This is a genomic window from Acinetobacter sp. YH12108 (assembly GCF_013419055.1).
In the GTDB taxonomy this organism is placed as follows: domain Bacteria; phylum Pseudomonadota; class Gammaproteobacteria; order Pseudomonadales; family Moraxellaceae; genus Acinetobacter.
The window spans coordinates 24,152-43,071 of record NZ_VPAW01000004.1; the positions used below are offsets into that span (position 1 = coordinate 24,152).

At 41.1% G+C, this 18,920-nt stretch carries 18 protein-coding genes; 9 read left to right on the forward strand and 9 right to left on the reverse strand.

Annotated elements, in window-relative coordinates:
• Positions 1-307: 307 nt before the first annotated feature.
• The 5 genes from aspA to FTU46_RS03125 all read left to right on the forward strand — a co-directional run bounded on the left by aspA (position 308) and on the right by FTU46_RS03125 (position 8,035).
• The gene (aspA, locus tag FTU46_RS03105; protein ID WP_180104317.1) at positions 308-1,756 is read left to right on the forward strand and encodes an aspartate ammonia-lyase; all 1,449 of its coding nucleotides are present in this window, start codon (positions 308-310) and stop codon (positions 1,754-1,756) included.
• Positions 1,757-1,880: 124 nt separating this feature from the next.
• Positions 1,881-2,240: a hypothetical protein gene (locus FTU46_RS03110; RefSeq protein ID WP_180104318.1), complete on the forward strand. Its 360-nt coding sequence runs from the start codon at positions 1,881-1,883 to the stop codon at positions 2,238-2,240.
• A 124-nt stretch (positions 2,241-2,364) separates the two neighbouring features.
• Positions 2,365-5,826 (forward strand): transcription-repair coupling factor, encoded by a 3,462-nt coding sequence (mfd, locus tag FTU46_RS03115; RefSeq protein WP_180104319.1) that lies wholly within the window; start codon positions 2,365-2,367, stop codon positions 5,824-5,826.
• A gap of 226 nt (positions 5,827-6,052) precedes the next feature.
• On the forward strand, positions 6,053-6,487 hold the full coding sequence (locus tag FTU46_RS03120; RefSeq protein ID WP_004786072.1) for an HIT domain-containing protein: 435 nt from the start codon (positions 6,053-6,055) through the stop codon (positions 6,485-6,487).
• A gap of 57 nt (positions 6,488-6,544) precedes the next feature.
• A complete protein-coding gene (locus FTU46_RS03125) occupies positions 6,545-8,035 on the forward strand; it encodes an adenylate/guanylate cyclase domain-containing protein (RefSeq protein WP_159122747.1) in 1,491 nt (496 codons plus the stop codon).
• Between the two features lie 72 nt (positions 8,036-8,107).
• On the opposite strand, the gene fdx is transcribed toward FTU46_RS03125, so the two are convergent.
• The 8 genes from fdx to FTU46_RS03165 all read right to left on the reverse strand — a co-directional run bounded on the left by fdx (position 8,108) and on the right by FTU46_RS03165 (position 14,310).
• A complete protein-coding gene (fdx, locus tag FTU46_RS03130; protein ID WP_034702567.1) occupies positions 8,108-8,446 on the reverse strand; it encodes an ISC system 2Fe-2S type ferredoxin in 339 nt (112 codons plus the stop codon).
• A 15-nt stretch (positions 8,447-8,461) separates the two neighbouring features.
• Positions 8,462-10,321, reverse strand: a complete 1,860-nt coding sequence (gene hscA, locus FTU46_RS03135) for a Fe-S protein assembly chaperone HscA (protein WP_180068533.1) — start codon at positions 10,319-10,321, stop codon at positions 8,462-8,464.
• Positions 10,322-10,360: 39 nt separating this feature from the next.
• Complete coding sequence (gene hscB, locus FTU46_RS03140; protein WP_104426170.1) at positions 10,361-10,876, reverse strand: Fe-S protein assembly co-chaperone HscB; 516 nt, start codon at positions 10,874-10,876, stop codon at positions 10,361-10,363.
• Between the two features lie 131 nt (positions 10,877-11,007).
• Positions 11,008-11,328: an iron-sulfur cluster assembly protein IscA gene (gene iscA, locus FTU46_RS03145; protein WP_004786063.1), complete on the reverse strand. Its 321-nt coding sequence runs from the start codon at positions 11,326-11,328 to the stop codon at positions 11,008-11,010.
• Between the two features lie 36 nt (positions 11,329-11,364).
• Positions 11,365-11,751: a Fe-S cluster assembly scaffold IscU gene (iscU, locus tag FTU46_RS03150; protein ID WP_180068535.1), complete on the reverse strand. Its 387-nt coding sequence runs from the start codon at positions 11,749-11,751 to the stop codon at positions 11,365-11,367.
• A 104-nt stretch (positions 11,752-11,855) separates the two neighbouring features.
• On the reverse strand, positions 11,856-13,073 hold the full coding sequence (locus tag FTU46_RS03155; RefSeq protein WP_180104320.1) for an IscS subfamily cysteine desulfurase: 1,218 nt from the start codon (positions 13,071-13,073) through the stop codon (positions 11,856-11,858).
• A 1-nt stretch (position 13,074) separates the two neighbouring features.
• Complete coding sequence (locus tag FTU46_RS03160; RefSeq protein ID WP_179992330.1) at positions 13,075-13,548, reverse strand: Rrf2 family transcriptional regulator; 474 nt, start codon at positions 13,546-13,548, stop codon at positions 13,075-13,077.
• Between the two features lie 111 nt (positions 13,549-13,659).
• The gene (locus FTU46_RS03165; protein ID WP_104426168.1) at positions 13,660-14,310 is read right to left on the reverse strand and encodes a hypothetical protein; all 651 of its coding nucleotides are present in this window, start codon (positions 14,308-14,310) and stop codon (positions 13,660-13,662) included.
• A 205-nt stretch (positions 14,311-14,515) separates the two neighbouring features.
• Between FTU46_RS03165 and FTU46_RS03170 the strand changes: the two genes are divergently transcribed.
• The 3 genes from FTU46_RS03170 (at position 14,516) to FTU46_RS03180 (ending at position 17,421) form a co-directional block, all read left to right on the forward strand.
• The gene (locus FTU46_RS03170; RefSeq protein ID WP_179992331.1) at positions 14,516-14,995 is read left to right on the forward strand and encodes a phasin family protein; all 480 of its coding nucleotides are present in this window, start codon (positions 14,516-14,518) and stop codon (positions 14,993-14,995) included.
• Positions 14,996-15,152: 157 nt separating this feature from the next.
• Positions 15,153-15,425, forward strand: coding sequence for an HU family DNA-binding protein (locus FTU46_RS03175; RefSeq protein WP_004786051.1), 273 nt, complete (start codon positions 15,153-15,155; stop codon positions 15,423-15,425).
• Between the two features lie 130 nt (positions 15,426-15,555).
• Entirely contained in the window at positions 15,556-17,421 is a 1,866-nt protein-coding gene (locus FTU46_RS03180) for a SurA N-terminal domain-containing protein (RefSeq protein ID WP_180104321.1), read from the forward strand.
• A 111-nt stretch (positions 17,422-17,532) separates the two neighbouring features.
• On the opposite strand, the gene FTU46_RS03185 is transcribed toward FTU46_RS03180, so the two are convergent.
• Positions 17,533-18,405 carry a DUF2797 domain-containing protein gene (locus tag FTU46_RS03185; protein WP_125278306.1) on the reverse strand — a complete coding sequence of 291 codons (873 nt, stop codon included), beginning with the start codon at positions 18,403-18,405 and terminating at the stop codon, positions 17,533-17,535.
• 35 nt (positions 18,406-18,440) lie between these two features.
• Between FTU46_RS03185 and FTU46_RS03190 the strand changes: the two genes are divergently transcribed.
• Positions 18,441-18,911: a DUF6231 family protein gene (locus FTU46_RS03190; RefSeq protein ID WP_180104322.1), complete on the forward strand. Its 471-nt coding sequence runs from the start codon at positions 18,441-18,443 to the stop codon at positions 18,909-18,911.
• The last annotated feature ends 9 nt before the right edge of the window (positions 18,912-18,920 follow it).

Genomic DNA, 18,920 nt, shown 5'->3' on the forward strand with positions numbered 1-18,920 from the left:
TTGAGCAGCTTTTGTGTATATTTTATGTAAATTAAGAATTTTCTCATATAAATGAAGAATTAGTAGAGGGTTATAAAATACAAAGTTACACATGGTTTTGAAGAAAAATAAATAATTTTAATAAACAGTTAAATTCATTGAACTTTTGTATTTTAATTACACAATTTTACAAAAATAACAACAATCTCGAATTAGACATATTTTGTTTCAAATCCTGCTTAAATCACTTCTATTTGTTTTTAGGGCCTCTCTTCATAGTGAATGAATGCCATTCTGAATGGTGCATCATTGCTAAGAGTAATATGACATGGACAATATGTTGCAAATAGAATCAAGTCGAATTGAACAGGATTTATTGGGGAAAAAACAAATTCCCCAGCACAGCTATTATGGTATTCATACTTTGCGTGCGATTGAGAATTTTCAGATCTCAGGTCTGGCAGTAGGTCAGCAAGCACACTTTATTCGCGCATTGGCGCAAGTTAAAAAAGCAGCAGCACAAACGAATTTACATTTTCAGAAAATATCAGAACAACAAAGTAGTGCTATTCAACAAGCCTGTGATGAATTAATTCATCAACCTCAGGACTGGCAGGAGGCATTTCCGCTTGATCCTTATCAGGGTGGAGCTGGTACTTCTATCAATATGAATGCGAATGAGGTTATTGCAAATCGGGCGCTAGAATTGCTCGGGCATCGTAAAGGCGATTACCATATCCTGCATCCAAATGATCATGTGAATACTTCACAATCAACCAATGATGTCTATCCCACGGCACTACGTCTAGCGACTTATACACGTCTGGATGAACTGCTTCATGTACAAAAATCGTTGATTGATACTTTATATAGCAAGTCATCAGAGTTTCAATATGTGATCAAGATGGGGCGTACCCAGTTACAGGATGCAGTCCCAATGACTCTGGAACAGGAATTCCGTGCTTTCGCAACCTTATTAAAAGAAGACCTGAAGCTGATTGAGCAAATGCGTCAGTTATTGCTGGAAGTAAATTTGGGTGCAACCGCCATTGGAACCGGCGTGAATACTCCAGATGGTTATGCCAAACATGCAGTACAAACTTTAACGAAAATTACTGGCCTACCTTTAAAAGGCGCGGAAGATTATGTCGAAGCGACCAGCGATTGTGGCGTGTTTATTATTCTGTCCAGTAGTCTGAAACGTCTGGCTGTTAAGTTGTCCAAAATCTGTAATGACTTGCGTCTTTTAAGTTCTGGCCCGCGTACCGGTCTAGCGGAAATCCGTTTGCCAGAATTACAGGCGGGTTCTTCTATCATGCCAGCTAAGGTCAATCCGGTTATTCCAGAAGTAGTCAATCAGATTGCGTTTCGTGTGATTGGTAATGACCTGACTGTGACAATGGCAGCAGAAGCAGGGCAATTACAGCTCAATGTCATGGAGCCGGTCATTGCAGTATCTCTGAATGAATCCATCCAATTATTAACTCAAGGTATGCAGACCCTACAACAAAAATGTATCGCTGGAATTCAGGCCAATGAACAGAACTGTTTAAATGCAGTGATGCGCAGTATCGGGATTATCACCTTACTGGAACCACTTTTAGGTCATGCCACTTGTGATGAAATTGGCAAGCAATGTATTCGTGAAAATAAAACTGTACCCGAAGTGGTGTTGGAGCTGGGTTTATTGAGTGAAATTCAGCTGGATGAAATCTTTGCCTTTGAAAATCTGGTTTCAGAAGTCCCAATGATGAACCAATGGGAACAGGTATCCTGAAAGTTTAAGGATGAGTCCAATATAGACTCGTACTGATTTTAACCATTTGCCTCAAATCCCGTCTGTGGGTTTGGGGTATTTTCATCTAGACTATATCGATGACACAATGAATTGAGTGCATAGCATGTTTGATAAAATCAGCAACTTATTTAAATCAAATAAACCTGATCCGGCTCAGATTTTTCTGGAAGAGAATCATATCCAATATGTAGAAGGGATCGGCTATATTGTGGATGGGATTAATTTAAATGAGGAGCTGGGCGAGCGGCTGGAATATTTGTCTAACCGACGCATGAAAACTTTTGATGATTTAAAAGCGCTATATTCAACTGCAATGATCATTAATGAAAAAATTGATCTGGAAATTGCCAATCAGCGTTTTAATGCAAAATTAGGAAATACTGAAGAAAACCTGCTGCAATTTAAAATGATTGTGAAAAAGTTAAATGACTATTATCGTAACTTTTTACGCGACAAAAAATAACGGAATCATAGGCTGATTTTATCCTGTGCAGTCAATCTGTAACGACTGCATAAAAATAACGAAATAGCACCAGATCATCGTGATAGTATAAGCTTCATGTTGTTTAGACTTTAAAGCTATATACATGTTCCAACAAGAAATTTCCCAACTTAATTTAACAAAGCTCAAGGCAGGCGAGAAACGCTGGTTAGGCAATCTGCAAGGCTCGTCTACTGCATTATTGCTGAAAGAAATTATCAAGCAGCAACGATCGCGTCTATTTGTTATTGTTGCGCGTAATAACCAGCATTTGGGTCAACTGGAAAGTGAACTGGAATTTTATGGGATTAAACCGACCATATTTCCAGACTGGGAAATTTTGCCTTATGACCGTCTGTCACCGCATCAGGATATCGTCTCTGAACGTCTGGCAATTTTATCTAATATGCCCCAAAGCGGCGTATTGTTGCTGGCAGCTTCTACATTGGCACAGCGTGTTGCACCTACTTCATGGGTGCTGGGTGAACACTTCGATATTCGAGTCGGGCAAAAGCTGGATCTGGAACAGCAAAAGAAAAAACTGATTCAGGCTGGTTATCATCTGGTCGACACCGTTTATGACCATGGTGAATTTGCAGTTCGCGGTAGCATTATCGATATATATGCTTCAGGTCAGGATGCACCAATCCGGATTGACCTGTTCGATGATGAAATTGAAACCCTGAAATTTTTTGATCCGGAAACGCAACGTACTACGCAAACTCTAGAACAATTTACCGTATTACCTGCACAAGAATTTCCACTGAAGGAGGGTCGTGCTACTTTCCGTGACCGTTATGCAGAATTTTTCCCCACAGCTAATCCAAAGAAAAATCCAATTTATCAGGATGTAATGGATGGCATTGCTTCACCGGGAATTGAGTTCTACCTGCCTTTATTCTTTAGTCATGAAGCGATGCAAGGGCAAAGTACCTTAATTTCATACTTACCAAAGAATGGCATTGTCATTACAGATAAGGCGTTGGAGCAGAGTTTAGAACAGTTCTGGCAGGACGTAACTCGCCGTTATGAAGATCGCCGCCATAATATTGATCAGCCGATTCTGCCGCCTGAAGCACTGTTCTGTCCGACCAATCAGCTTTTAGAACAGCTAAATCAGTTTAGTCGCATCATTGCGGCACAAGAAGCTTTTGATGAGAAAGCCGGCGTGATTAATCTGGATACCCAGTTACCACCACGCTTGCCTGTTGATCCAAAACGTGAAAAGCCCTTTACCGAAGTCAAAAAATATATTGATGCGGCCGATCATCCGGTTTTACTGGTTGCTGAAAGTGCCGGTCGTCGTGAAACCTTAAAAGATGCGCTGCGCCCAAGTCTGGGCGATATTCCGACCGTAGAAAACTTTGATGCTTTTGTCGATTCTCTGCATGCGATTGCGATTACCAGTGCACCATTGGAACGTGGTCTTGTTCTGACAAATCGGATCAGTGTGATCTCGGAAAATCAGCTTTACGAACATCGTGTGGTCCAACGTCGTCGCAAGCGTCAGCAGGAAGTATCAGAAGAATTCCTGATCCGCAGTCTGACCGAGCTAAGCATTGGTGCACCAGTGGTACACATTGATTATGGTGTAGGACGTTATGCAGGCTTAATTACTTTAAGTATCGATGATCAGGACCATGAATTTCTGCAACTGGACTATGCTGAAGGCGCTAAAGTCTATGTGCCGGTGACTAACCTGCATCTGATCAGCCGCTATAGTGGTGGCGATCCAGATCTGGCACCTTTACATAAACTGGGTACAGATGCTTGGAATAAAGCCAAACGTAAGGCTTTGGAACAGATTCATGATGTCGCAGCCGAGTTATTACATATTCAGGCACGTCGTTCTTCTAAGCCGGGCATCAGTTTTGAGGTTGATCAAAGTCTGTATATGCAGTTTGCTAGCGGCTTTGCCTATGAAGAAACACCAGATCAGGCCAATGCGATTGAAGCCACGCTATATGATATGCAACTGGCCAAACCAATGGACCGACTGGTCTGTGGTGATGTTGGCTTTGGTAAGACTGAAGTCGCCATGCGTGCAGCCTTTGTCGCGGTACAAAATAATCGCCAGGTTGCGGTATTAGTACCCACTACTTTGCTGGCACAGCAGCATTATGAATCTTTTAAAGACCGTTTTGCGGATTGGCCAGTACGCATTGAAGTGCTTTCCCGTTTCGGTTCTTCTAAAGCGCATACCAAAACGATTGAAGACCTAGCAGATGGCAAAGTCGATATTGTCATCGGCACCCATAAGCTTTTACAGGAAAATGTCCAGTTCCATAATCTGGGGCTGATGATTGTTGATGAAGAACATCGTTTCGGGGTGCGTGATAAAGAACGTATTAAGGCCTTGCGTGCCGATGTGGATATGCTGACTCTTACCGCAACACCAATTCCACGTACCTTGAATATGGCCTTTAGCGGAATGCGTGATCTGTCGATTATCGCGACTCCACCAGCACGCCGTCTGGCTGTAAAAACTTTTGTGCAGGAACATACCAGCGACACCATTCGAGAGGCGATTCTGCGTGAATTACTGCGTGGTGGTCAGGTCTATTTCCTGCATAATGAAGTCGATACCATTGACCGTGCTGCAGAAAATATCCGGAATCTGGTGCCTGAAGCGCGTGTCATTGTGGCACATGGTCAGATGCGAGAACGTGAGCTTGAGCAGGTGATGCAGCAGTTCTATCACAAGGAATACAATGTTTTGGTGTGCTCGACTATTATCGAGACCGGGATTGATGTGCCGAATGCCAATACCATTATTATTGAGCGTGCAGACAAGCTCGGTCTTGCACAGTTACACCAGTTGCGTGGCCGGGTTGGGCGTTCGCATCACCAGGCCTATGCCTATCTGTTAGTGCCATCCTTAAAAGCCTTGAAAGGCGATGCAGAAAAACGGCTGGAAGCGATTCAGCGTGCCTCTACGCTGGGCGCAGGCTTTATGCTCGCCACTGAAGATCTGGAAATTCGCGGTGCAGGTGAACTTTTAGGCGAGCAGCAAAGTGGTTCGATGCAGGCGATCGGTTATAGCCTGTATATGGAAATGCTGGAAAAGGCGACTAAAGCGATTCAAAAAGGTAAAACGCCGAATTTTGATGCGCCATTGTCTTTAACTGCGGAAATCAACCTGCATATGCCAGCCTTGATTCCGGACGATTATCTGGGTGATGTACATCAGCGCTTGCTGTTCTATAAACGCATCAGTAATACCGATACTCAGGAAAAACTCGATAATATCCGTATGGAACTGATTGACCGTTTTGGCATTCCGCCGCAACCGGTGAAACAGTTATTTGCTGTGCATCAGCTACGTCTTAAAGCTGAGCAGCTGGGCATTACCAAAATTGACATTGGTGGGCAGGGTGGCCATATCGAATTTGCACCAGATACGCCAGTTCAGGCTATGAGTATTATCCAGATGATGCAGAAACATCCGACATATTTCAGGATGGAAGGCGGCCAGCGATTAAAAGTGATGGTGATGCTGGAAGATTATCAAAAACGAATCCAGTTCATCAGCGATTTACTGGATAGCCTATTAAAAGAGCTAAATTAATATTTTTAGATTTCATGGAATATGAATATTCACGCTATATTTCATTTTTATAAATATAGTGTGAATATCAGCTTGTTTTCATATGAAATTATTTAAGCTAATAGTTTGCCGTTTTGTCCTTCACAATTCATACAAAATTGCCCTAAAGCGCCCGCTTACAATACTCAGTCGCAATTGTATATGGTAGTATTAGCCATCATTCTAATTTTGCATCATTTATAAAGATATGTTTAGTTTGCATCCACAACTTGCTCAAGATACGTTTTTTGTAGGCGACTTTCCTTTATCAACATGTCGTTTGATGAATGATATGCAATTTCCGTGGTTGATTCTGGTTCCGCGTGTACCAGGCATTACCGAATTATATGAATTGAGCCAAGCTGACCAAGAGCAGTTCTTACGTGAATCAAGCTGGTTATCGAGCCAGTTAGCGCGTGTATTCCGTGCCGACAAAATGAATGTCGCAGCTTTGGGCAATATGGTGCCGCAACTGCATTTTCATCATGTGGTTCGTTATCAAAATGATGTGGCATGGCCTAAGCCGGTATGGGGCACTCCAGCAGTTCCTTATAGCAGTGAAGTATTGGCACATATGCGTCAAACCTTGATGCTGGCTTTACGCGGTCAAGGGGATATGCCATTTGACTGGCGTATGGACTAAGCGTTGACATACATTTTATGGTCCATTCAGGATTTTGGACTTTAAGAGAGTAATTGAGTGCAATTAGACGACTGGATTCATCAGGAACCAAAACAGTTTGAATATTTCCATCGGATGATGGGATATATCATGCTGTCTCTGGTTCTGATCGTCTATCACTACACGGAACCGGACACCAATTACCAGATTTTTGTTCCGTTATTTCTGGCACTGGTTTTGGTGATCACACCGAAATTATCCCGGTGGATGATTTATAAATACGACTATAATTTAAAACGTAATTTCTTCTTTGTTCTAGATGTGATTATCGTATCGGTTGTACTTGCAGCTGTGCATCTGGATCTGGTGTTGTCTCTACTGGCAGTGGTCACATTGCTATATACCGCCATTAATAACAAGATTTCGTTCATGATGGTGTCACTGGCTGGCCTGATTGGCACCATGATCTTTTATCTGTCTACCATTGGCATTTTTGGGTTTACCAGCTATTTCAGTCCCACCAGTACGGAACTCACCGTACTAGGTTTCATCTGTTTGATTACTTATTTTGGTGTCGGAAATTTCTATCAAAGCGGTCGTATGCAATATATGACCCAAAAGAAAAATCATTATTTTGACCAGATGAACCGTTATATGGAATTTGCTAACCAGCTCAGCCGTTATGCGCCAGTGCAGTTATGGCAATCCATCATGAAAGGCGAGTCTGAAGCTAAGATCGAATACAAACGTAAAAAACTCACGATTTTCTTTTCGGATATTCAGGGATTTACAGAGCTTTCTGAAACTCTGATTCCGGATGATTTGGCTTTCCTGTTGAATGACTATTTAAGCCATATGACTGAAATCGCCAAGAAATATGAAGCAACGGTCGATAAGTTCATGGGGGATGCCATCCTGATCTTCTTTGGTGATCCGCATTCAGATGGTGTAGAGCAGGATGCTAAAAATTGTCTGGAAATGGCGATTTCAATGCGTCAGCAAATGAAATTACTACGCGAACGCTGGATTAAAATGGGTTATCCGCCATTACATATCCGTATGGGGATTTCGACCGGTTATTGTCACGTGGGGAACTATGGTGCCAATCACCGTATGGCCTATACCATTGTTGGTCGTGATGCTAATTTGGCTGCACGCTTACAAAGTGCTGCGGAAGTTGATGAAATCCTGATTTCTGAAGATACCCATAACCTGATCAAAAATGACTATCTATGTGCACCTAAAAAGCCAATTTTCCTGAAAGGGATTAAGGCACCGGTTCGCACTTGGCAAGTGATGGAAAAATATGCCTTCCAGAAAGTTGAATATCAGCGCTGGTTTGATTATGAGTATAAAGGCTTTCATTTACTGCTAAATCTGGATGAAGTACAAAACTATGATTATCCAGAGTTGTTGCATGTGCTAGAAAAAATGATTAAACGCATTCAAACCCAGCAGCAACTGACCAACTCTCAAGGAATTGTGAAATTAAAACTTGAAGATGAAGTCATTGAACCTTTATCTGCTGAAGAAGCATTTCGAGCAGCTGAACGATCAAAAGTCATCTAATTTTTATGATTTAAATAAATGATAAAGACCATAAAAAACCACGCTTAAGCGTGGTTTTTTGATTTCAGAATCTTAGTGATTTTCTGAAGCATGATTAATGGTATATTTTGGAATTTCAACTTCCAGATCTTCATCCACAATCTTCACTTGGCAAGACAGACGGGAATCAGGCTCTAAACCCCAAGCACGATCGAGCAGATCAGCTTCGACATCATTCATTTCTTCAAGGCTGTCGAAACCGCGACGAACAATTACGTGGCAAGTGGTACATGCACATGACATATCACACGCATGTTCAATCTTGATTCCGTTTTTCAGCATGCTTTCACATAGATTGGCATCTTGTTCAACTTCAAACTCAGCGCCTTCAGGGCAAATTTGCGCATGTGGAAGAACTTTAATACGTGGCATAGTCTTTACCTTAAATTAGTTTGAGTTTGACCAATCGTCGAGTTTAGTGCCTTTAAGGGCAGCATCAATATGTTGATTCATACGCAGAGCAGCAAATGCATCACTATGTATTTTAAGCTGTTCTACTGCATATTCAATGGCTTTGATATCTGTACCTTGTAGCTCGGACTCAAGTCGTGCTTGCGCAGCAGTCAGTTCTGCCAATTGCTGTTCATTCATCAATTGAGCATCTACTTTCAGTGCCTGAATCAGTGCTTCAAGTTCACGTTGTGCTTCCACCTTGGTTTCCTGCAGATGACGAAGATTTTTATCTTCTTCAGCAAACTGATAACCTTCTAACAGCAGACGCTCAGTATCTTCACTCGACAAGCCATAAGATGGTTTGATATCGATTTGTGCAGTCACACCTGAAGTCATTTCTTTGGCAGAAACGGTTAATAAGCCATCCGCATCCACTTGGAAAGTCACTTCAATACGTGCCTGACCTGCGGTCATTGGTGGAATACCATGCAGGACAAAACGGCCTAAGCTACGGCAATGTTCTACCAGATCACGTTCACCTTGTACCACATGAATCAGCATAGCGGTTTGGCCATCCTGATACGTTGTAAATTCCTGGCGACGTGCAACTGGAATTGCGGTATTGCGTGAAATCAGACGTTCAACCAGACCGCCCATGGTTTCCAGACCAAGAGAAAGTGGAGTCACATCTAATAATAATGATCCATCTTTGCTGTTACCAATGAGCTGATTCGCTGTAATTGAAGCACCAATCGCAACCACTTCATCCGGGTTAATGGTGCATAGAGGCTCTTGGTTAAACACATCACGTACTGCTTTTTGCACGGCGTACGAGCGGGTAGAACCACCTACAAGCACCACATTCTGAATATCATCAAGTTCCAGCTTGGCATCACGCATGACACGCTTACAAACGCTGATGGTTTTATCCAAAGCAACCTTGATGATTTCTTCAAAAGTCGGGCGATCTAAAGTCAGGCTTTGATCAAGCAGCTTTAATTCAACTGAGTCTGCATCAGATAATGCTTCTTTAGCTTTACGCGCAGCAGTAATGAAATGCGCATATTCAGCATCATCTAGGGTTTCGATATTAAGCTGTTTTTTAGCCCATTTTAAAATCAGACGATCCAGATCGTCACCACCTAGAGCAGTATGGCCACCAGTCGCTAATACTTCGAACACACCTTGAGAGAAACGCAGAATGGATACGTCAAAGGTACCGCCGCCCAAGTCATAAATCACATAGTTGCGATCTGTGCTCAAGTTGGTTTCCTGATCCAATCCATAAGCCACCGCAGCAGCTGTTGGTTCATTCAATAAACGCAGAACGTTTAAACCGGCCAGTTGCGCGGCATCACGTGTTGCCTGGCGTTGTGCTTCATCAAAGTATGCAGGAACCGTAATCACGGCACCATTAATCTCATTTTTTAAGCTGGCTTCAGCACGTTCTTTAAGCTGCTTTAAAATTTCCGCAGAAATCTCAACTGGCGTTTTACGTCCTTGCGCAGTTTCAAATGCCGGCATTTCATTCGCTTCGCCCACCAAGGCATAAGGATGCTGGAATTTAATATCTGCTTGGGAGCGACCCATAAAACGTTTTACGGATACAATCGTATTTTTAGGATCGGTGGTAATAAAAGGTTTGGCATCATCGCCATATTCAGTGCTTTGTGCTGCATAATGAACGATAGAAGGAAGTAACACACGACCTTGTTCATCTTTGAGTACTTTGGCTTGACCTGAAAGAACCGTGGCAACCAAAGAGTGGGTGGTGCCTAAATCGATACCAATCGCAATGCGGTGTTCATGTGGTGCACTTGATTGACCTGGTTCTGCAATCTGCAAGAGAGCCATAGTGTTACATCCTTTGCACGTTAAAATTAAATAGAAAAATTAAAATTCATCATCAAGATCAAAGCTGTCATCATCCAGGAAACGGTCTTCCGCTTTGTCGATGTCTGCCATGACTTTAACAAAGAAACGCAGTTTACGCACGGTATCGCGAGCTTCACTCCAGTCTTCATCTTCATAGTCGATTTTGAACTCACGAACCAGACCATCAATCCATTGCTGAACTTCAACTTTCAGAGAAGAAAGATCTTCAGCCGATGAGGCTTCATCTAATTGTTCGCGAATTTCCAGCGCATCCTGAAGAAATTCAAAATCGCTAATAGACTGATCCAGATGATAGTCTTGTTTTTTTAAAGACAGTAAATAAGCTGCACGGCTATCAACCGCTGACAAAGCCTTGAATGCCTGGTTGATCTCGCTTGATTTAATCAAAGCCTGATCTTTATCTTCAGCTTTATCGGGGTGATATTGTTGCTGCAACTTTAAAAACTCTGCTTTTAAAGTGGCTAAATCAATATCGAGTGCTACAGGAAGATTGAACAACTCAAAATGATTCATGGGAGATAGAGTCCGCGATTAATATGCAAAAATGATTAAACTTGATGACAATTAAAATAACTGCCTAAATGCAATTAAAACAGTGTATTTCACACTGTTTTAATGCTGAAAAAAGAGAATTATTGCTGCAATCAGACAGTGAATGACTCACCACAACCACATTCGCCTTTTTTATTTGGATTATTAAATTCGAAGCCTTCGTTCAAGCCGTTTTTCACGTAGTCCATTTCTAGACCTTCGAGATACACCAGACTTTTTGGGTCTACGAAAACTTTAACACCAAACTGTTCAAAGACCTGGTCATGAGTATCGACTTCGTCGACAAACTCAAGAACATAAGCAAGACCAGAACAGCCTGAAGTTTTCACACCAACACGAATGCCTTCACCCTTACCGCGACTTTTGAGGTAATTGCTGATATGAGTTGCTGCATTTTCAGTTAAGTGGATCATGAAAACTCCGTGAATCTTTCTTCAAAAAACGAATGATTAAACTTTAGACTTCTTGTTACGGTAGTCTTCAACAGCCGCTTTAATTGCATCTTCAGCCAGTACAGAGCAGTGTACTTTTACTGGTGGAAGAGCTAATTCATTTGCGATATCAATGTTTTTGATCGCTTGTGCTTGGTCTAAAGTTTTACCTTTTAACCATTCAGTCACTAATGAACTTGATGCAATTGCAGAACCGCAACCATAAGTTTTAAAACGTGCTTCTTCAATCACACCTTCATCATTTACCTGGATCTGTAAACGCATTACGTCACCACAAGCAGGCGCACCGACCATACCAGTACCAACGTTTTCTGCATTTTTGTCTAAAACACCAACGTTACGTGGGTTTTCGTAATGATCAATTACTTTTTCGCTATAAGCCATGTTGCTTCTCCAAAACTCGGGGTCAGCCTTAATATAAATATGGGGATTAAAAATTTTTTATCAATGAGATAGCGGTATAAATACAGCTATCTCAGAGTCAAAAATTAGTGCTCAGCCCATTCAACTGTAGAAAGGTCGATACCTTCTTTGTACATATCCCAAAGCGGAGAAAGTTCACGTAATTTCTCAACAGCAGCTTTAGTGATATTTAAAACGTGATCGATATCTTCTTCAGTGGTGTACTTACCAAAGCTGAAGCGGATCGAACTGTGTGCAAGCTCATCAGAAAGACCTAATGCACGAAGTACATAAGATGGTTCAAGTGTTGCAGATGTACATGCTGAACCTGAAGATACGGCTGCATCTTTCAGTGCCATCATCAATGATTCACCTTCAACAAAGTTGAAACTTACGTTTAGGTAGTTTGCAACGTTTTGAGTTGGGTGACCGTTCAGGAATACTTGTTCAAGACCTTGTAAGCCATTCCAAAGCTTGTCACGAAGAACACGTAAACGAGCTTGTTCAGACTGTAAATTTTTACCTGCAAGTTCAAATGCTTCACCCATACCAACGATCTGATGAGTCGCAAGAGTACCAGAACGCATACCACGTTCATGACCGCCACCATGCATTTGTGCTTTTAGACGGACACGTGGTGAACGACGTACGAACAGGGCACCAATACCTTTAGGACCATAGATTTTATGTGCAGAGAAGCTCATCAAATCGACTTTTAATTGAGAAAGATCGATTTCAACTTTACCCGCAGCCTGTGCAGCATCAACGTGGAAGAAAATCTTTTTCGCACGGGTGATTTCACCAATCGCAGCAACATCAGTTGTCGTACCGATTTCGTTGTTTACCATCATCAGGGAAACAAGAATGGTATCTGGACGGATTGCTGCTTCAACCATTTCTGGAGTAATTAAGCCAGTTTTTGGTTGCGGCTCAAGATAAGTAATCTCAAAACCTTCAGACTCAAGCTCACGACATGTATCCAAAATTGCTTTATGTTCAATTTTAGAAGTAATGATGTGTTTGCCTTTAGATGCATAGAATTGAGCTACACCTTTTAATGCAAGGTTGTCAGATTCTGTTGCACCCGAAGTCCATACGATTTCACGCGGATCAGCTTTTACTAAATTCGCCACTTGTTCACGGGCGTATTCAACTTTTTCTTCCGCTTGCCAGCCATAAGCATGTGAACGAGATGCTGCATTACCGAAGGTGCCTTCGAAAGTTAAGCATTCTATCATACGTTCTGCAACTTGAGGATCTACCGGAGTTGTTGCTGCATAGTCAAGATAAATCGGACGTTTCATGTCAAATACCTGTAACCGATAAAAGGGCTGAATCAATGTTTGCTGAATTTTGGCGTAATGACACGGTTTGAACGTTGTCACGGGCTACAAGGTCAGCAAGGGTGATTTTTGCGAGATAATCGGCAATGTGGTGGGAGAGTTCTTGCCATAAATCATGAGTCAAGCACATCGCGCCATTTTGGCAGTTGCCTTTATGGTCACAGCGAGTCGCATCAACTGTTTCGTTTACAGCTTCAATAATTGCTAACACAGTAATTTCATCTGCGCTGCGTGCTAAATGATATCCACCATTGGCACCGCGAACACTCGAAACTAGACCATAACGTTTTAGTTTCGCAAATAACTGCTCGAGATAGGCAACAGAAATAGTTTGACGTGCTGCAATTTCAGCAAGCGTGATCGTTTGTTCAGATGGCTGCAAAGCTAAATCAAGTAGAGCAGTCACTGCGTAGCGACCGCGAGTGGTTAGGCGCATGATTCGATACACATGGTTAGACTAGATGTGTAGATTTTATGAATCCCGACTAAATTAGTCAAGTTATTTTTGTGAATGGCGAGCGTATTTAATTTTCTGAAAATGAAAGAATTACGCGCTGATCCAATTATACACTAATAACGCAATCAAAAGTACTGTGATTATACTAAAGACCATATTGATCCGCTTTTGACGGCGTTCCATACGTTTAATGCGGTTGCGATACTGTTTAACTTCAACTTGCAGGCTATTAATTTTAGAACGCTGATCTTCAATTTTCTTTAATAAAGGCGCAATACGTTTTCTTGATGAAACAATATCGGTCTCATCTGCCGGTGGTTCAGATAACCAGTGTTTCCAGTCGGACAATACTTTAGGTAAGGCAAATAAAGTCAGTAAATCACGGAACTCGTCTTTTAAAACCTGATTCCCATCAATACGCATCGCACGAATGCTTCTGCGATTGCCAAAGATAAAGATCTTAATCAGATCCATTAAAGTAGTGCGAACATCCAGATCAATAACTCTGCCTGGTGCTTTATAGTCAAATAACAGCCCATCTTTGGTAAACTGAACATAGAAATCAAAATATGGAATATAACTATTGATTTTTATTGTAATATTCTCATCTACAAACTTCTTCGCCTGAAGAGCAACAACACGGTCATGTTTGAGAATGAACGTGAATATTGTTTCTAAAACGATTAAAGTCATCGTAAGCAACAAATGTGGTTGATTTTGACTTTGTTGCGATTCACTCATATATAAAACCAATCCTTACCTGAAAATTAAAATGAAAAAGCATCCTGCTGAGTAAAAGATTTCAGGGTTAAATCAAATTAGACTTGAAATAAAGTGCTTTGTAGAACAGTTTAGCAAATCTATCAAGCCCTTAATTTGCTATTATGCGGTGATTTTGTAGATAATTTTATGATATTTGCATAGAAAATAAGCAGGAGTCGTGTACATGGATAAAACAAAAACGACACAAGATACAGATCAGGAATTGATTGAAAAACCAGTGAAGAGTAAGTCAAAGTCTGCTTCAGAGCGACGTTCAATGCTGGACTTTCGTAAATATACCAAGCAGATCTGGTTGGCTGGCCTTGGGGCATTTTCCCGGGCAGAGGAAGAAGGCAATAAACTGTTTGACTCGCTGGTCAAGGTCGGAGAAGAGCTAGAATCCAAAACAGTCGATATTGCAGATCAAACTGTGGAAAAAGTCTCCGAAAAAGCACGCGAATCTGTGACAGATACCAAAGATAAGGTTGAAAAACTGATCGACAACTCTGTTCATCATTCCTTGAATCGTATAGGATTAGTCACACTGAAGGATGTACAACATCTGGAGCGTTTAATTCTTCAGTTGCATGCCAAGGTTGATGAATTGACCTTGCAGCAAGAAAAAATACAGAAAGAATTATCGAAAAAAATACACACAAAATGATTTTCTTCATAATTCAATGTTTTTTTCGCATATATTTTGAAAAAAAAGAGGTTTATAAGTATTGCGTTTATACCTAAAGCATTGCTATAAAGGCGTTATGGTAGTTTAAACAAATTCTTGGACCTTAAATAAACGATATTAAGAGGACGTAGTTTTCATGAATAAATCAGAATTAATTGATGCAATTGCAGAGAAAGGGGGATTATCTAAGGCTGACGCAGGTAAAGCTTTAGATGCTACAATTGCTTCTGTTACTGAAGCTTTAAAAGCGGGTGATACAGTAACTCTAGTTGGTTTCGGTACTTTCGGCGTTAAAGAGCGTGCTGCACGTACTGGCCGTAATCCACAAACTGGTGCTACTCTTGAAATTAAAGCAAGCAAAGTACCTAGCTTCAAAGCAGGTAAAGGCTTAAAAGACGCTGTTGCTTAAGCTGCTTCAATCCTAAAACGCGCCTTCTTTGGCGCGTTTTTTATTGATAGATTTAATTGTTTTGATTAACACATTCATTCAATGGGTTTTTTCGGTTAAAATCCTCTGCAAATAAAATATTGGAATACTTATGGAATCTTTTCGTAAAGTTATTAAGGGTTGGTTGGGCAAGGTCTTGCTCGTTCTGTTTTTAACCCCTTTAGCACTTGTAGGTATTGAAGGATATTTTAGCGGCGGGAATTCTGATGCAGCAAAATCAGTCAATGGAACTGATATCTCTAAACAAGAATTAGAGTCACTGACAAAATCATTCAAACAACAATACTTAAGTTATGCCAATGGTGATGAAACCTTATTAAATCAAAGCTTCATCGATCAAAAAGCGATGGATACCCTGGTTGCGCGTACCTTGCTTTTGCAACAGGCTGAAAAACTGGGGATTAGCCTGAGTGACCAGCAAATTGCACAAATGATTTCTCAGCAGCCTTCTTTCCAGGAGAATGGCAAATTTTCTAATGCTTTATATGAAAATTACCTGAAATCAATTGGCATGACCAACAATGCTTTAGTAGAAAGTTTACGTAAAGACCATGCACTGAAAATGCTGTCTTCTACTTTTATGGATTATCCACTGGTCAGTCCGGTTGAGATGCAGCAAATTGCAGATCTGCAAACTGAACAGCGTCATATTCATATCGCTAGCGTGAATCTGGACAGCTATAAAAAAGCAGTAAAAGTATCAGAAGCTGATATTGCAGCATATTATGAAAAGCACAAATCCCAGTTCAAGCAACCGACTAGCGTTGATGTGGATTATGTGGTGATCAAGCCGAGCAATATTGATACTGCCAATGTAGCGGTCACTGATGCAGAATTGCAGGAAGCTTATAATAAATTTGTGGCTGACCAGAAGCAGAATGTGGAACCAGAGGTTAAACATATTCTGGTAACTGCAGATAGCCGTAGCGATGCTGAAGCCAAAAAACTGGCAAACGAAATTGCAGCTAAAATCAAAGCTGGTACCACTTTTGCACAAGCAGCAGCTCAATACTCTGAAGATCCTGAATCTAAATCTAAAGGTGGTGCTATCGCTGTCTATGAAAAAGGCGTGTTCGGTACTACCTTTGATCAGACTGTTGCATCTTTAAAATCTGGTCAAGTTTCAGCGCCTGTTAAAACGGATTATGGCTACCATATTATTTCAGTCCAATTGCCTGATGTAGCAGTTCCATCGTTTGAATCTCAAAAAGCACGTTTATCTGAAGAAGTATTGGCAGCGAAAAAATCTAATACATTCTCTGATACGGTAAACAGTCTGAATGACATGGTCGTAAGTGTGGACTCGCTGGATGTTGTTGCTCAGGAAGTGAAGGGTGTTCAGGTTCAGAAAGCAAATGGTGTGACCCTTGCGACACGTGATCCATTGCTAAGTAATGCAGCTGTCAAAGTTAAACTTTTTAATGATGACGTGAAAAATGGCGACCGTAATGCATCTTCAAGCATTCAGTTAGCCAATGGTGATGTGGCTTGGGTAAAAGTTCGCAATTATCATGCAGCGGGTGAGCAGACACTGGCAGAAGCTAAACCAGCAGTAAAAGCTAAACTGATTCAAGATAAGGCATTTGCTGCGGCTAAAGCTGAAGTTCAAACTGCATTGAATGAGTTTAAAACCAAGCCTGCAGCATCAGTTACGAAAGGTAAACTGGTATTTGAAGATGCAGGCATCTATACACGCGCAGAAGGTCTGCTTAAGCGTGATGTACAACGTGCAGCATTTAGCGTACCAGCGCCTAAAGCAGGTCACTGGTCAGTAACGACAGCAAATATGCCAAATGAATTGGTGGTTGTGGCAGTTTCTGAAGTGAAGAAAAATCCGATCGATGTTTTAAGTGCAGAGCAACGTAGTGAACTAGTGAAATTGTATCAACAGCTTCGTGGTCAACAAGAATTTGATGACTATACGCGTTACTTAAAATCTCACGCAAAAATCAAATAAGATTTGATTGTAAAAAAACCAGCCTGAGGGCTGGTTTTTTATTTTCTTAAGTAAGAAATAATATCCAAAATAAGAAGAGAGCATATAACTCTCTTCTGAAATCCGGTCATTTTATTCCGCTCTAAAAATTAGCTCATAACCTGTATATTTACGGATATTAATCACACCAGTATCCAGAATCAGATATTGGCCTTTAATCCCTTGTAGTTTGCCTCGGATCACTGGAGTTTTATCTAAATTGTGAGATTTGATTTTTTCTGGATATTGCTCTATCGGATAGATGAACTCACGTGGTAATTCCTTATCCAAAACTTCAATATTCTCATTAAACTGCAAATTCTGATTAAACTCTTCACGGATAGTTTGGATTTTCGGTGCAAATTCTTCAATCAGCTGATCGCGAACCTCAATCAGATTTAAAGGTTCCGCTTCACCTTTGAGTAATTTACGCCAGTCGGTTTTATCTGCGACCTGAGTACCAAACATCACTTCCAGTTTACCGGAAAGACGGCGAGAACCCACTTTCATGATAGGAAGGGCTTGAGTTGCACCTTGATCCAGCCAACGAGTCGGCATTTGATTAATACGGGTGATTCCGACTTTCAATGCACTAGAATTGGCCAGATAAACAATATGTGGCTGGAAGCAGACATTCTGTGCAAACTCATCTTCCCGGCAAGTACCTAAATGATAATGGCAGGTTTCTGGTTTCATGATGCACATATCACATGACGCTTTAGTTTTAAAACATTTAAAACAGTGGCCTTGTGAGAATGATTTAGAAGTTTTTTTGCCGCAAGAAACACAATAGATATTTCCAGTCCATTCAATCTCGATTTCCTGACCTAACTGGAATGGAAGGTTAATTTCTGATCCATCTAATATTAATTTATATTCAACATTTGCCCGCTGGGTATTTTGATCAGTTACACTAAGGTCTGTAAGACCGACGTGCATTTTATGGCAAATGCCCTGAAGTTCCATAAAAAATTACTCAATTAAATCATAAGGATGTAGTCATGGCTGAACAAAATGTCATCACTTCAATGCTAGACGATTTCGCCAAGGAACAGCCAATTCATACTGCTATTTGTATCGGGCAGGATTTGACCCAATCTCAGTTTCAGCAATCTATTCAATGGCACTATTTTAACGTATCTGAGGTTTTAAATCTGCCTTTTCAACAGCGTTATGACCTGGCAGTAGTGATGCTGGATACTCCTGAAACCTTAGCATTACCAGAACAGCAGAAGAGTCAAATTCTGGTTAAAATGCGTGATTTATTTGCAAAACGTCTGGTGGTGGTGAGTCGCTTGCAGGATGAAAAACTGCTCAGGTCTTTAGGTCTGACCCAGTTGATTGACAAGACAGTTCATGAGGCAGATTTTGCACTCTGGCAATTCAATATTTTGACTTATAAACATGTGCCAGACTGGTTTAACTCTAAATTCTGGGCTAACCCTGAAAACTGGGATAAATATCGCTGGTAAAATTGGAAA